Annotated in this window: 12 protein-coding genes; 2 read left to right on the forward strand and 10 right to left on the reverse strand. The window is 51.6% G+C overall.

Going from position 1 to position 15233, the window contains the following annotated elements; all coding sequences use genetic code 11:
- Window positions 1–8 precede the first annotated feature (8 nt).
- The 10 genes from M4D81_RS30135 to M4D81_RS30180 form a co-directional block, all read right to left on the reverse strand.
- Entirely contained in the window at window positions 9–1352 is a 1344-nt protein-coding gene (locus M4D81_RS30135) for an ABC transporter substrate-binding protein (RefSeq protein WP_260069163.1), read from the reverse strand.
- 15 nt (window positions 1353–1367) lie between these two features.
- Complete coding sequence (locus M4D81_RS30140) at window positions 1368–3092, reverse strand: sensor histidine kinase (protein WP_071221583.1); 1725 nt, start codon at window positions 3090–3092, stop codon at window positions 1368–1370.
- Window positions 3093–3171: 79 nt separating this feature from the next.
- A complete protein-coding gene (locus M4D81_RS30145) occupies window positions 3172–4035 on the reverse strand; it encodes a carbohydrate ABC transporter permease (RefSeq protein ID WP_071221584.1) in 864 nt (287 codons plus the stop codon).
- Window positions 4032–4988: a carbohydrate ABC transporter permease gene (locus tag M4D81_RS30150; protein ID WP_071221585.1), complete on the reverse strand. Its 957-nt coding sequence runs from the start codon at window positions 4986–4988 to the stop codon at window positions 4032–4034. Before M4D81_RS30150 ends, M4D81_RS30145 begins: the two co-directional genes overlap by 4 nt.
- 118 nt (window positions 4989–5106) lie before the next feature.
- Window positions 5107–6456, reverse strand: a complete 1350-nt coding sequence (locus M4D81_RS30155; RefSeq protein WP_071221586.1) for an ABC transporter substrate-binding protein — start codon at window positions 6454–6456, stop codon at window positions 5107–5109.
- 187 nt (window positions 6457–6643) lie between these two features.
- Window positions 6644–7624 carry a ketoacyl-ACP synthase III gene (locus M4D81_RS30160; protein WP_260069169.1) on the reverse strand — a complete coding sequence of 327 codons (981 nt, stop codon included), beginning with the start codon at window positions 7622–7624 and terminating at the stop codon, window positions 6644–6646.
- 176 nt (window positions 7625–7800) lie between these two features.
- Window positions 7801–9117, reverse strand: a complete 1317-nt coding sequence (locus M4D81_RS30165) for an MBL fold metallo-hydrolase (RefSeq protein ID WP_260069164.1) — start codon at window positions 9115–9117, stop codon at window positions 7801–7803.
- Window positions 9114–10757, reverse strand: a complete 1644-nt coding sequence (locus M4D81_RS30170) for an ABC transporter permease (RefSeq protein WP_260069170.1) — start codon at window positions 10755–10757, stop codon at window positions 9114–9116. Before M4D81_RS30170 ends, M4D81_RS30165 begins: the two co-directional genes overlap by 4 nt.
- Before the next feature lie 92 nt (window positions 10758–10849).
- A complete protein-coding gene (locus tag M4D81_RS30175) occupies window positions 10850–11917 on the reverse strand; it encodes an ABC transporter substrate-binding protein (protein ID WP_260069165.1) in 1068 nt (355 codons plus the stop codon).
- A 22-nt stretch (window positions 11918–11939) separates the two neighbouring features.
- The gene (locus M4D81_RS30180) at window positions 11940–12977 is read right to left on the reverse strand and encodes an ABC transporter ATP-binding protein (protein WP_260069166.1); all 1038 of its coding nucleotides are present in this window, start codon (window positions 12975–12977) and stop codon (window positions 11940–11942) included.
- 173 nt (window positions 12978–13150) lie between these two features.
- Between M4D81_RS30180 and M4D81_RS30185 the strand changes: the two genes are divergently transcribed.
- Window positions 13151–14056 (forward strand): LysR family transcriptional regulator, encoded by a 906-nt coding sequence (locus tag M4D81_RS30185; protein ID WP_260069167.1) that lies wholly within the window; start codon window positions 13151–13153, stop codon window positions 14054–14056.
- 156 nt (window positions 14057–14212) lie between these two features.
- Window positions 14213–15082: a hypothetical protein gene (locus tag M4D81_RS30190; RefSeq protein WP_260069168.1), complete on the forward strand. Its 870-nt coding sequence runs from the start codon at window positions 14213–14215 to the stop codon at window positions 15080–15082.
- Window positions 15083–15233 lie beyond the last annotated feature (151 nt).

The raw sequence follows: 15233 nt of genomic DNA on the forward strand, positions 1-15233 counted from the left end.
TCTCCTGTTTACTCTGCTGTCGTATTCCGCCTAAGCTTCCAATACCGCACCGAGGACTTCTGAATTTGCTCCAACGCGCCGGCAGCATCGATCCGTCCTCCAATCATATCCTCGATCACCTTAAGGAACGAACTGTTCACCTCGGGTGATAACGTGTTGTCGTAAGGCAGAAACGTGCTCGTGGATTCCTCCATCAATTCCGTGACTTGGGCAAAAACCGGCCCGGTTTTCTTGGAATCATAATCAATCTTCATCGAAGGGACGCGCAACCCTTCATACACCAGCCGAGTCTGCACCTCCGGGGTATAGAACATGCCCAGCAGTTCCAGAGCCGATTGCTTTTTCGTTTCATCCAAGTCCGATGACAGCCCGATGCCGATTGTATATCCCCCTGCTAATGAACGTTCTTCGCCGGGAAGGAGAGACGGAAAGGGAATGACGCCGATTTCATTCTGAAAACCCGGGTAATCCTCATTCTGCAGCAGCGTAATATCCCAGCTGCCGTTCATATACATCGCTGCTTTTCCTTCCGTGAACTGGGCAATCGCTTCTTCCGTGGAAAGATCATTTGCGTTCGGGCTGAACGCCCCATCGTTGATCCACAGCTCCAAGTGCTCAAACGCCTCCAAATACGACTCTTGCACAAAGCTGGCCTGATCATCTCCTTCGACCAGCCGGTCTATCAGTTCCGGCCCGGCGTAGCGATCCATGAAATAGTGGGCAAAAATTCCCGCCGGCCACCTGTCTTCGTTGCCGACCGCAAAGGGGATGATATCGTTATCCCGAAGAACACGAATAGCTTCGTCCATCTCCCCCAGCGTCTTCGGAGGCTCCAGCTTCAGCTGCCGGAATAAAGCCCGGTTATAATAGATCGGCTCTGCGTGTCCCTCGAAGGGCAGGCCATAAATCCGGTCCTCGAAGGTCCAATGGTGCAGATCTTTGAACTGCTCCTTCAATCCGGTATCCTGCAAAAAATCCGTTAAATCCATCAACCGGTTGGATCTGGCATAAGGCACGATCTCGGCTCCTCCGAACAAAACAAACATATCCGGCGGCGTGCCGGTCACCATCTCGCTCTTCAGCTTTTGTTCCCGGTGAATCGTCTGATCGATGCTCTCGAAGTTCACCTTTACGTTTGGATGCGCTTTCTCATACGTGCGGACGATGCTCTCGAATACGGCCAGCACCGGCTTGTCATGCTCCTTGTTCCAGAAATGCCGGAACGTCAGCGTGATTTTCTCCGGCTGTTCCTCCTGGGCCGGTCCCTGATTCTGTACCGTCACCCACACGACAGACAGCGACAACAGAGCGGCATATCCGACGATCCAGCCCCAATTCCAAAACCATCTCACCCTGCAGCCCCCCTGTCATGTCAGTATTTTCGGTATTCGGATTCGGATCAAGGAGCCGTAACCTGGGGAGGAACAGATCATCAGGCCGTAACGGCTGCCAAACCGGATCCGCAGCCTTTCATGGACATTCTTCAATCCGACTCCGTTCTCGCGATACTTCTTGAGCTGTCCCGGATCCGAATTCCACAGCTTCATCAGCGTTTCCGGCTCGAAGCCCGGACCGTTGTCCTCCACGTCAATCACGATATCCTCGCCGTCCTCGGACACCCGGATGGAGATCAGTCCGCTTTCCTCCATCGGCTCGATCCCGTGATATAAAGCGTTCTCAACAATCGGCTGAATAATCAGCTTTTGCGTAACGTAGTGCCTCAGTTCATTCGGAAGCTCAATGCCGTAATCGAATTTTTCTTCAAACCTGAATTTCTGTATCCGCATATAATGCTGGACATGCTCCAGCTCCATGCTAACCGGTATGAGTTCGTGATGCTCGCTGATGCTGATACGCAGCAGCTTTCCAAGGGAAACCACCATCTTGCTGATATCCTTGTTACCCTGAAGCACGGCCATCGAATTGATCGATTCCAGTGAATTATAGATGAAGTGCGGATTGATCTGAGCGACAAGCGCCTGCAGCTCCGCTTCCTTTTTTCGCGCTTGTTCCGTCTCGACCTGTCCAATCAGCTCCTGGATCTGCGTGCTCATCCGGTTAAAGCCGTCGATTAACAGATCCGTCTCGTCTTCCGCCACGTTATGCGACGGGATCGGAACGAAGATGCCCTGCTTAACGCGCTTCATCCCGTTCACCGCGCTGATGATGCTGCGCACCATTCTGCGCACAAAAAAACGGTCGAACAGGAACGCCGACACGAGCGAGATCAACCCCAGGATCAAGGCTAGGTTGCGAATCGGGACCGATTCAGCCGAAATCAGTTTACTTGGCGTGATGGCGACCAGAAACCAATCTTTATTATGAGAAGGTGAATATGTGATCAGCGATTTTTCGCCTGCATATTGATCGATATAGTAGCCTTTTCCATTCGTCTTGTAACTATCCGAGAGAAACGGGAACTCCGTCCGCTCCCCGATATGCCCGCCTGACTTGCTAAACACGATGTGCCCCTGCTGATTGACCAGCAAAATGTCTCCCTGCTTCAGCGTTGCCGCCTCCCAGAACACCTGATCGAGAAGATCCGGCTTCACGTAGATGACCACGGTTCCGATATCCTCCAGCGAGTAATAGTCCTTGATGATCCTGGATTGAATCAAAACGGGAGCGCCGTCAGCCGCAGAGCCGTTCTCGCCGGGTCCGACCCATACGGGACGCCCCTCCGCCTTCTCCACCGCTTCATACCATGCCTGCTGCCTCAGTTCCTGAAGCTCCATTCCGCCATTCGTGTTATACATCAACCGGTCATTCGAATAAAAAGCAAACGACGCAATCATCGGATGATTGATCAGATTGTTGATCTCCTGCCGCCGTTCATAGGTAACCGCGTATTCCGGCTGTTTCAGCATCTGCTGAACCGATTGCTGGGTAATCGCCGAGTTCGAAATCGTCGTGATTTCGTTCAAGGCAAACTTCAGTTTGCGATCCGTTTCCAGAAGCGAAATCCAGTAGAAATCATTCGATTTCTTCTCCATCGCTTCCGAAAAGCTGTAATAGGATACCCCGCCCAGCGCGATGACCGGAATGAAGACCAGAAGAATAATAGCCAGCAATATCTTTCGGCGGAGTTTCATGGATCCTTCCTCCCTCCACTCTACTATGTCTATTATTCTTCATGACAGGCCGCATTCCTTGTCGACTTCACCTTGCTTGTTAACTTTTTATGGCGCCTGATGTCAGTCCCGCGATGACGTAGCGGCTGAACAATAGAAACACAATGAGAAGCGGCAGCGTCGCCGTGAAGGTGGCCGACATGATCATTCCAAAATCAAGGCCATCCTTATTGGTGAACAATTGCTGCAGCGCAATTTGAATGGTGTAATTTTCTCTGTTTTTCAATACGACGAGCGGCCAGAAGAAATCATTCCACACGTTCATGAAATTCAGAATCCCCAGTGTAGCCATCGCCGGTGTTACGACAGGAATGGCGATGTTCCAGAAAATCCGGAAGTGTCCGCCGCCATCAATCCGCCCCGCTTCGATCAGCTCAGTATGAACGGCGGAAGCGATGTACTGCCGCATCCAGAAGATGCCGAAGGCATTGACCATGGCGGGTACGATCAGCGCTTTGTAGCTGTCGATCCAGTGCAGCTTGGCCATGATGACGTACTGTGGAAGCACGCCCAGCTGGGCAGGTACAAGCATCGTGGCAATGACAAAAACAAACAGCGTCTTCTTCAAAGGAAATTCATACTTGGCAAAAGCATAACCCGCCAGCGTACAGAGGAACACAACGGACAATGTAACGGCGGAAGACACAACGACCGAGTTCATCAATGCCCTGAAAAAATCCGTTCGCTCCAGCACGCGCGAGAAGTTATCCAGGAACTCCGTTCCGGGCGTAAGGAGCGGCGGAATATGAAATGCCGCATCCTTGTCATTCGTAGCCACGACAAACATCCAGTAGAACGGGAAGATCGAGACCAGTGCGCCAAGGATCATGAAGAGGTAGAAAAAGAATTTGGCGATAATACCGGGTTCATCCGGTTTTTTCCGGCTTATGGCGACTGTGCTCATGCTTTTTTACCTCCCGTATCTTTACCTTCGCGACCCACCATCATGTTCAATACCGAGAATAGAATGGTGGCGATAAACAAGAGCACCGCCGTTGCCGCAGCCGTACCGAAAAATCCGTTCTTAAATGCTTCATTATACAGATACGTGACCATCGTTACCCCTTCCTGCCGCGTAGAGCCCGTGCCGGACTGACCTAGGAATACATAAGGCTCCGTAAACAATTGGAGCGCGCCGATCGTCGATACCAAGGTAACGAACAAAATGAATGGCCGAAGAAGCGGCAGCGTGATATAGAGCAGCTGCTGGCCTCGGGTGGCACCGTCGATTTTGGCTGCCTCATAAATATCGGTCGGAATGCTCTGCAGACCCGACAGAAAAATAATGGCGTTATAGCCCATCCACCGCCACATGACCATGGACGATATTGCGATTTTGACTCCCCACCAGCCGGAGTTGAACGGTACGCTTTCCGCGCCGAAGGTGTTCAGGAGCCAGTTGACCATCCCGTTGTTGCCAAACATCGTACTGAACACCAGCGTTACGGCAACGATGGAGGTGATGTTCGGCATAAAATACAGAATACGGAACGTGTTCTTGAATCTGTTCAAGGCCGAGTTGAGCATAACCGCAACAAATAATGCCACAATCAGCTGCGGCACGGTTCCCATCAAAGCCATAATGAGTGTGTTGCTAAATGCGATCCAGAAGGTCGGATCGCTTGTAATCAGCTCGTAATTCTTGAAGCCGACGTATTTCATCGGTCCGAGCGCATCCCATTTGAAGAAGGACAAATAGATGGTAAACAGGATCGGGTACAGACCGAAGATTGCGAACAAGATGAAGAATGGCGATATGAACGTATAAGCCGTAAACCGGCTGCGCACGGTCTCCGTCAACAAGCGCCGCCTAGGGGGCACCGGTTGCGGTGACTCTGCTGTAACTGTGTCTGCCATGAATGCACCTCCAGGTAGATAAGGATAAATCCGAATCCGAGCGAAGAGAGCTTCCTCCCTACTCGGATTCGGACGGATTACGGGCTGAATGAGCTGGCGAGGAAGAATGCTCCTTTTCCTAGCTGCGATCAACCAGCGTCTTGATTTGTTTCATTGCGCTTTCCCATTCTTTTTGCGGGTCGGCTTTTTTCTCCAGCACGTTTTTGAGCGCGTTCTTGATGATCGTGTCGGTCTGGTCGTGAAGCGGTCCGTAGTAAACCGGCTTGATGCGTTCCGCTGACTTGGCATACGCTTCGGAAATGACTTGACCGCCGAAGAATTCATCCTTCTCCTCCGTGAATGAAGGCTCGCTGTAAACCGCCGGGATGGACGGGAACAAGCCGCTGTCCTTGAACGATTTCAGCTGATTCTCTTTGTTAAGCACCCACGAGATGAATTCGTAGGCTTCCTTCGAATGCTTGCCTTCCTTCGGCAGGGTCAGGAACGAACCGCCCCAGTTGCCTGCTCCTTCAGGAAGCTGGGCAATCTGCCATTTGCCTGCGGTATCCTTCGCATTGCGGATCGTGCCGGCAATCCAAGCCGGGCCGAGCATGACGCCAAAGTCTCCATCATTGATCGCTTTTTGCCATTCAGGAGACCACAGAATCCAGTTGCCGATCCAGCCTTCCTGAATTCCTTTTACCGTAAAGTCGTAAGCTTTTCTCACTTGCGGGTTCGTATCTCCGATAAAGGAGCCATCTTCTTTGTTGAAGTAGATTTGATCCGGGGACTGGTCGCGCACCCCGTTATATACCAGGTCCGTCAAGTCGGCGAACGGCTTTCCTGTTTTGCTTGTGAAGTCCTTGGCTACGCTGGCGAATTTGTCCCATGAATCAATCGCTGCGCTAAACCCGTCCGGATCCGTCGGCAGTCCGGCTTGCTCTGCCAGATCCGTACGGTAATATACGACCGTAGGACCGATGTCTGTTGGCAGACCGAGTTGGAAGGTGCCGTCAACCGAAGTAGCCTGCTTCCATTTCCACTCCAGGTAGTTGCCTTCTAAGTCTTTAGCGCCGAGATCGTACAGATTGTAGAATTTATCCTGGTTGTTGATAAAACGCTCCATAAACGCGATTTCTAATTGGAAAATGTCAGGCGCGCCCGAGCCAGCGGACAATGCTGTCGTCAGGTTGTTGTGATGTGCGGTTTGATCCGACGTATTCTGGAATTTGAACGTGATGTTCGGATGCTCCTTCGTATATTCCTTTGCCAGATCCTCATAGTTGGTTGTTCCCAGCGACCAGAAGGAGAGCTCGATTTTCTCTGTGGACTCGGTTCCTTCTTTCGTATTGCCTGTCTCTTCGCTGCTTCCTCCCCCCGGAGATTCAGCCGTACTGCTTCCGTTACCGCCCCCGCCTCCACATGCGGCAAGCGTAAACACCATGATGACACTCAGGAGCAGCAAGCTCCATGACTTAAATCTTTTCATCGTTCTACCCCTCTTCCATGAAACGTATTTTTCTTCTTTAGTCTAATGAAAGCGACGCCAAATTTTGAGGTGGTAAACTTTCGAATTTGAGTTGAATTTATTACGATTCAGGCTCGGTCATCCAAAAATCGCAGCACAAAAAAACCGCATATCGTATGTCGATAGCGGTCTTATAGATATTAAGGAATCATATCGTCCATTTGACGATGGAGCCGGCATAGGTCATTCCCCCGCCAAACCCGTAGAGTAAGACATGGTCTCCCACTTTGAGCCGTCCTTCATCCACCGCCAGCTGAAGTGCAAGCGGAATGGAGGCTGCCGACGTATTCCCGCGGTACTCGACGCTGGTTAAAGTGCGATCCATTGTAAATGGCCCACGCTCGTTAATCGCCTCGATCATGCGAAGATTGGCGCTATGCGGGACAAACCAATCCACTTCCTCCGCGGTCATGCCTCCTTTGGACAGAAGAGATCGAACGCCGTCCGGAATGTTCCGAATGGCCCACTTATAAATTTCACGACCATTTTGAACAAGGCAGCCGCTCTTTAATTCCGTGCCGTCCATTTGCTCGGAGAGCGCTGTTTTATACAGATGTATGCCGCCCTCGCCAAAAGTTCCCGATACAGATGCTATGACACTTGGCGAATCCTCATCTTTCTCCAACAATACGGCACCGGCGCCGTCCCCAAACAATACGCATGTCGTTCGGTCGGTGTAATCCGTAATCTTCGATAAGGTTTCTGCGCCGATAACCAGAATCTTACGGTAGGCTCCCCCGGATATTAATCCGTCAGCCATCTGGAGTGCATATACAAATCCCGCACAAGCAGCATTCAGATCCAGCGCACCCGTGCTTGCAATGCCCAGCTTCGATTGGACCCGTGAAGCTGTACTGGGAAAAGAATATTCCGGCGTGCTTGTGGCCACAAGAATCATATCAGCATCCCGCACGGTAACGCCGTATCGATCAACCATATCCTCTACAGCCTTGATGGCGAGATCCGACACGAACTCATGCGGGGCAGCAATCCGGCGCTCCCTCATGCCTGTTCGCTGCACAATCCACTCATCACTGGTTTCAACCATCTTTTCTAAATCGGCATTGGTTAGTATCCGTTCAGGAACATAGGTCCCGATTGCCGTAATTCTTGACTTTGATTGGCTCATCATTCACACCTCCAAGTTTGTAACTATTATATCACCAAGTACTAGTACTTGGTACTAATTTATTTTTACATATGCTCATTACAGCCTTCACCAACTTCACCTGCATCTAAACACACAACCGCCATTCCGCACAAAAAACCTTTATCGCGAAAGCGATAAAGGTTCTCCAAGCACGACTAGAAATAGACTTCCTCACCAACCGACATGGAATAAATGTGAAGGTTGGGGTTCGGTGCTTCCTCTGTCAGACGGGCTCGTAACCGGTCCGTTTCTCCTTTGTCTGCATGGACGAGTACGGTATGCAGTGCCGGAACGCCGGTTATCATCTGGCGCACATCCGCCAGACCCTGGTGTACCTTATACCTGATTTTCGTGACAGAGCAGGCACCGTACGAGGCCGGATGTTGAAGGAGGCGATGTCCAAAGGACCCCTGGGAAACATGGCCTGTGAGCAGAACCAGATTCCGGGTATCGCCGGACATCTGGCGGTAGTACCACTGCGCAAGATTCGACTGCATCATCCCATCCGTTACGAACCATAGCGATGCCCCGTGCTTATGGAGCAAGGACTCACGTTCCGCTTGGCTAGCGGGCACGATCCAGTCGTTCCGGTTCAGCAATAACTCCAGCTGATCCCTCATTCCTTGATCGGATTCCTGGCTGCGAAGCCACTCCGAACGAGCAAGCAGTCGCTTCATTCCTTCGATCAGCGGCGCTTCGATCATGATCGGCACATTTCCCCAATTCCTGTATGCCCATAGGATCATTTCCTGCCCTCGGCCGGCGGCCGGCACCGGTATCAATACCTTCCCGCCGGTTTGCAGCGTGCTCTCAATCTTATGTTCCAACTGCTTTAGCTTATCGGCCTGTGATGTAGCGTCCGTTCCGTAAGCCGCATCCACTATAGCCAGATCCAGCAGCATGGAAGAGGGCTTGTCTACCAGCGCTGGGCTGTCATCCTCAAGCAGCAGCGATTCCGATGTGTAGTCGCCTGAATAGAAGATTCGTTTTCCCTCAGCCTGTACCAAAAACCAAACAGCCCCCACCATATGGCCGCTTCGTCCCCACATGATCTCCACGCCCGGAAGCGCCTCAAACCATGTCAACTTCTCAGCCTCTTCCTCCAGATACCGGTAGCGGATCGCCAGCTGATCCTCCTCCATATAAGGAAGCTCTACGCCTGCCCTTGCCGTGTACTCTTTCCAGGAGGCAAAGTAGGCCGTTAACTGCGCTGCCGTCTCCCGGGTGGTCCATACCTCCCCTTGGTAGCCAAGCCGGTACAGGAGCGGAATCGCCACCGAGTGGTCCTCGTGGGCATGCGACAGAAACACGGCATCCAGCTTCGGTACCTGTTCTTGTTGGATCATGGGATAGTCCCCCGATCCTTCCTTCTTGACGCCGCAATCCAGGAGCAAATGAACCTGGCTGCCGCTCAGTAAATACGCGGAGCGGCCATGCTCGCCTGCACCGCCCCATACCGTCAGTTTCATCATGATGCATTCCACTTTCTTTTAGAATTCATAGCTTCGACCAGCAGCAACAGCAGCACCGTCATACCGACGGAGACAACGGCCATCGCCATCCCGAGAGATACCTGTCCCTGCTCAAACTGGGCAAAAATATACGTAGCCGATGTCTGCATCGATGGCGGCAGAATGAGCAGTGATCCGACCAGCTCCCGTGAAGCAATCGTGAAGGTCATGATCCATCCCGCCAGCATGCCGGGCATAATCAGCGGCAGCAGAATGCGCCGCAGTACAAGCAGAGGACCGCCGCCAAATACTTGACCCGCCTGAAACAGAGTACCGTCAATCTGCGTAAAGCTGGCCTTTACATATTGCACCGTATAGGGGAGGAACAGCACGACATATGTCAGCACCACCATCCCATAAGTATTGTAGAGCGTAACCGGCATCCATGGCGCATTCCAGAGCAGGATCAAACCGACCACCATCACAATGCCGGGAACCGTATTCGGCAAGAGACTTAACAGATCGATGACCCGCTGCATCCGTGCCTGGGACTTGCCGATTGTCAGGGCAAAACCGGTACCGAGCAGAACGGCAACGGTAGATGCCGCAAGCGACAGGCCCAGACTGTTCCCGAGGGCTTTCTGGCTGACCGATCCCCAGGACAGCAGCTCCTTGTAATGAGCAAGCGTCAGATTATCTAAGGACAATCCGGCTCCCCGGAGTTTCATCAGAGATGCCGCAATGACGGAAAAATAAGGAATGCCGACAGACAATACGAGCAGCAAACCGATGTAAAGAGCGCAGATGGCACCTTTGCTGCCGCGCAGCGAATATCTCTTGGAGCGCTGACCTTTGCCGCCGACTAGACGGTAGGTAAATCTCCGGCTGATCGTAGACTGCATGTACCACATCACCAGACAAACCGACAGCAGGACCGATGCCAGCGAGGTCGCTTTACCGAAATCGATGGGCCAGCTTGAAATATATTTGTGGATTTCCGAGGTCATTACATAATAGCCGATGCGGCGACCGAACGTTGCCGGGGTGCCGAATTCCGCAATGGTTTTGACGAACACCAGCATCGCGCCCATGCCGTAAGAGGATAACAGCAGCGGCAGTATGATTCTTCTAAACCGGTATCCAGCGCTTGCGCCGTGAACCGCGCCGGCCTCCTCCAGATTACCGCCGATCCGAATCAGAGCGTCCCGCAGCAGCAGATAGAGAAACGGGAACAAATGCAGACTCATGATCAGCACCATACCTCCGAAGCTGAAGAAGGAATCGCTCCATCTCGCGGTTCCCGGCAGCCACTGCTGCAAATATCCGCCCTTTTGCACAAACAGAATCCAGCCCATCGAACCGATATACGGCGGGGTCATGAACGGAATCATCAAAATCACGTCCACCCACCGATGCTGTCCTAGCCGTGTTTTGGCCATCATCCAGGCGAGCGGCAGCGCGAGCAGTGTCGATCCTGCCACCACGCATACCCCCAGCCAGATGGATTGCAGCAAAATACCGGACAGCTCATGACCGGCTATCGTTCGTATCGGCGCCAGCCAATCGAAGTGCTGATCCGGGTATACACTTTGCCAGAAAATAAGCAGCAATGGCACACCGATGCCTATAAGAAGAAGAAAAAGGGCGAGAATAACGCCCATTTTCCGTAAAAAACGCTGACTGTCCATGATGACAGGTCTCACTTTTCGGTTCACCTCACATTGCCTTCCTGTGGTGGTTCACTCTAATGCACTTACTTGAATACTTCGGAAAAACGTGCCGCCGTCTCATCACCATGGTCATTCATCCAAGCCCAATCCACTTTAAACACCGGAATATCGTTCAGATTGGTCCGGCCTTCAGCCTCCACATCGACACGGCCCGGAATCAGATAGGCATCCGCCACCAGCTTTTGTGCTTCGTCCGACAGCAAGTAGTCGATGAAAGCCTTGGCATTATCCACGTTCGGACTGGATTTCAAAATCGCAGCCGGTCTCGGGCTCACGACGGTTCCTTCTTCCGGGTATACAATGTCAAGCGGCTCGCCTTTGGCTTTGGCCGAATACGCCATGTAATCCACGCCTGCAGCAACCAAACTCTTGGCACCGGTGATCACAGGATCCAGCGCTTCCTGATTCGCTCCTGCCATAGCCGTGCCATTGGCTTTATAATCCTCGAACAGTTTCCAGCCTGCGTCACCCTTCACACTCAAATAACCCGTGATAAAATCCAGCGCCGATCCCGACAGCGTCGGATCCGGAATATTGACCGCATCCTTCCACTCCGGCAAGCCCAAATCAGCCCAGGTTTGAGGCGGCGCAGAGACCAGATTGGTGTTGTATACAATCCCCAGCGCCGATGCGCTAGTGCTGAAATAGTTTCCTTCGGCGTCGGACCAATCCTTATTCAGCTTGTCCGCATTCGCGGCTTCAGGATAAGGCAATGTCAGACCATCCGCCTTCAGCGCTTGTGCGGAGGGGAGAGATGCAAGAATGACCACATCCGCAACCGGATTCGATTTTTCCGCTTCCATCCGTGCCAAAATTTTGCCCGTTGTGCCTTGGAACATCTCTACCTTCACGCCGGTCTTGGCTTCAAAACCGCTCACGATATTGTCGGCAAGCTTTTGAGGACCTGCGCTGTATAGAACGAGCTTGCCTCCGACTTGCGTACTCCCGGATGCAGATGATTTGCCTGTATCCTGTGCCGGTATAGTAACGGAATCCCCATTTGGGGCACTGCCGCATCCAAACAGACTTAGGCTCATGACAGATGCCAGCAACAGCATCGCGCTTTTTCTCGGTAACTTCAATTGACTCATTTCTCCCCAACTCCTCTTCATCTTAGCCTGCAGCAGCAGGCGTACGTTTTGCTGTATTTTGATGCATGTCTGTATTCTTATCAGGACTTGTTCCTTCACCCATCCGACAGACCTTATGTGGAGACACGTACAGATTTACGCGTTCTCCGACAGGCACCCTCTTGTCCAGGTAAGCGGTCCACTTGTCCAAGCCCTCCACCTGCAAGCGAATTTCGTATCGCTCGCCTACATAGCTCACGCTTAGCACGGTTGCCTGATAGCATACATCCTCCGTGCTTGTCCTGCTCCAGGTCACATGCTCCGGTCTCACCATGGAATGATCCACCGTCAGCCAGTTGGACTTGCCGATAAACGAAGCCACAAAGGGATGGCTAGGTGTTTCATATATCATCTCCGGGGTTCCACGCTGCAGGACTTCTCCCTTCCGCATGACCACAATTTCATCCGACATCGACATGGCTTCCACCTGATCGTGTGTGACATAAAGGGCAGTCAGCCCCATATCCTTCACAAGCGACATCATTTCGATCCGCATTTCCTCCCTAAGCACGGCATCCAGCGCACTCAGAGGTTCATCGAACAGTACCAGTGCCGGACGAATGGCTACTGCTCTGGCAAATGCAACCCGCTGCTGTTGTCCACCGGACAGCTGATGCGGATAACGTTCCTCCATCCCCTCTAAGCGGACCATGGCCAGCGCTTCGGTTACTTTTTGTCTGAGATCCGCCTTAAGCTTGGCCGCTTTTAATCCGAAGGCAACATTCTCGTATACCGTCATATGCGGCCAGAGGGCAAAATCCTGAAATACCATCCCGAAGCTGCGTTTGTGCGCCGGCACGTCAATCTTTTGGTGTACGGAGTAGATACACCGGTCTTCCGCATAGATTTCTCCTCCGTCCGGCTGTTCCAGCCCTGCGATCATCCTGAGCAGTGTCGTTTTGCCGCAGCCTGACGGCCCGAGCAATGTGGTGAATTGACCGTGACGCAGTTTTAAATCGGTAGGAAGTAACGCGGGTGTGCCTTGGAATGATTTTTGAATGCCCCTGATTTCAATATCCACTTTCGATCCCAACCTGTCTTCTTAAGCTATTTCCAGTGTAAGGGCTACGTTTAAGCGTTGTATTAGACTAATGTAAACTTGGAATTAACTTTTTGTTTGAATTCTGTTGATACTCATAGATTAAATCTATATAGAGAGCATAAATAAGGAATAATCAAGGGAGAGATATACAAATGAATCTGATGAAGCTGCAAATTGTGGAGCTGATCGACCGCCATCATCATATGACCAGCGTGGCAGAAATACTTGGCATTAAGCAGCCCACGGTTACTTTTCATATGAAGTCACTAGAAGAGGAACTACAAGTGCGGCTGTTCGAGTCCCGAAGCGGAAAAACGTTTCTCACCGAGGCTGGACAAGCTCTGCTGCATTATGCGGTAAAAATAAACGCGCTTGCCAAGGAGTCGGAACGAGTCGTCCGCGAATACGACAGCTTATATCGGGGAACGCTGCACATTGGAGCCAGTTATGTCCCTGCCACCTATCTGCTGCCCGCGATATTGAATACCTTTGCCCGTGAGTTTCCCGGTATCCGGATCTCCTTATCCGTCAAGCCTTCACCGGTTATCCGCGACATGCTGGCGCGGCACCAGATTGATCTGGGCATTATTTCTTCTGAGCCCTTTACGGGTCCCAGTCTCCAGGCCGAGTCCTTGTGCAGGGATGATCTGACCCTAATATGTTCGCCTGACCATCCGCTAACCAAAACGGATTCGCTGCAGCCCGAGCAGATCATTCGCACTCCCTTTGCCTTGCATGGAACCGAATCCAGCACGAGACAGCTGACGGACCTGTGGCTTGCGCAGCATGGTTTGCATATGAGGAGTCCGGTTGAGCTGGACTCGCTGGAAGCGATCAAACAACTTGTATTGTTAGGGGACCATATTTCCTTTATGTCGCGGATGGCGGTACAGCGGGAGCAGCAAGAAGGCTTACTGCACGTATTGCCGATCCCTGGCCATCGGGCATCCCGGCATATATACAGCGTCCATAATCGGGACCGTCTTCCTTCCGTACAAATTCAGCGTTTTCAAGAGGTCTTGCGCGAAGTGGGCAAACAATTAGAGCAAGTCCTGTAATATAGGGGACACTGTAACCACGGGATGGATTAACAAAAAATGTATGTCACTATTCAATAATTCTATACATATTTGATACAGTCGCCCTCCCTCGTTAACAACTCACAATTATTTAGCGTTTAAAGTAAGCTGTGTACCTAAATCCAGCTTATGGGAGTGATTGTATTGAGAAAATGGAAACAGCTGACGTTGTCTTTCATGGTAGGTTTCGCGGCTTTAGGAAGTGGATTAACCGGACTCCAGACAGCGGAGGTTTCGGCCGCCGCCAATGCCGTACCTTCCTATGAAGTGAAGCTTCTTGCCAAACCAGAAACCGTGCTGGAATCCGGTGGAAACCTGCGGAGCGAAGTCATTCAAGCATTCGGAATAGCTTCTGCACCCCAGGCAATCGGTGTAGCTTACTATGACACGAACAATTTGGGGCTGAATGCCGAAGGCTGGGACGTCCGTTTTCGCAAAAAAGAGGATAAAGATAACTACGAGCTTACCTATAAGAAACGGTATCCCATCGTGAATGGAGATATTAACGCCGCACTTAGCTTGGCAAACCAGGAAGGCTTTGATGCTTCGGATGACAATTACGAGGCCGAGATTGATTGGAGCTACGGCAAACAAACGCTTAGCTTCTCCAACACCAAGAAAATAAGCACGAATACAACCGGCACTACGCTCCCATCCGAACAAGACGCCTTGGCTTTACTGCTGGACAAACTGCCTGGAAAGCTCAAAAAATGGTCCTCCCCGAATTGGGGTGAACAAGAGCTCTCACAGTCCCGAATCCATGGACCGCTGACGTTCTACCGCTATGAAGGATCTTGGCATGGCCAGAAAATGAGCCTCGAAGTTTGGCCGATTCGTAATGCAGACGGCACAGGCACCGAGAATTTAATCGAAATCTCTTTTAAAACATCCGATGTCTCGGTTGCTTCCCAACTCCGATCAGAGCTTATGGACACCCTCGAGTCTAACGGTTGGCTGCTTCCTATGGACGGCTTGAAGACACAGCTGATCTTGGAAAGATATTAAGCTAAGAAAACATGTTAGATAAGGAAGCTTATTAAGGTAAAGAAAAGAAGGGCGCCCGAGGGTACCCTTCTTTCTGATGATTCATGATTACTTTTTATGTATAACAAAAAAAACCGCTATCGATGACTCGATAACGGTCTTTATGGTTGTT

The organism is Paenibacillus sp. p3-SID867, assembly GCF_025142895.1.
Lineage (GTDB): Bacteria > Bacillota > Bacilli > Paenibacillales > Paenibacillaceae > Paenibacillus_AQ.

Coding starts and splice junctions, on each gene's coding strand:
- M4D81_RS30150 (WP_071221585.1), bottom strand. CDS start 4,988: ATGGCAGACACAGTTACAGCAGAGTCACCGCAACCGGTGCCCCCTAGG.
- M4D81_RS30165 (WP_260069164.1), bottom strand. CDS start 9,117: ATGATGAAACTGACGGTATGGGGCGGTGCAGGCGAGCATGGCCGCTCC.
- M4D81_RS30145 (WP_071221584.1), bottom strand. CDS start 4,035: ATGAGCACAGTCGCCATAAGCCGGAAAAAACCGGATGAACCCGGTATT.
- M4D81_RS30185 (WP_260069167.1), top strand. CDS start 13,151: ATGAATCTGATGAAGCTGCAAATTGTGGAGCTGATCGACCGCCATCAT.
- M4D81_RS30175 (WP_260069165.1), bottom strand. CDS start 11,917: ATGAGTCAATTGAAGTTACCGAGAAAAAGCGCGATGCTGTTGCTGGCA.
- M4D81_RS30155 (WP_071221586.1), bottom strand. CDS start 6,456: ATGAAAAGATTTAAGTCATGGAGCTTGCTGCTCCTGAGTGTCATCATG.
- M4D81_RS30140 (WP_071221583.1), bottom strand. CDS start 3,092: ATGAAACTCCGCCGAAAGATATTGCTGGCTATTATTCTTCTGGTCTTC.
- M4D81_RS30160 (WP_260069169.1), bottom strand. CDS start 7,624: ATGAGCCAATCAAAGTCAAGAATTACGGCAATCGGGACCTATGTTCCT.
- M4D81_RS30170 (WP_260069170.1), bottom strand. CDS start 10,757: ATGGGCGTTATTCTCGCCCTTTTTCTTCTTCTTATAGGCATCGGTGTG.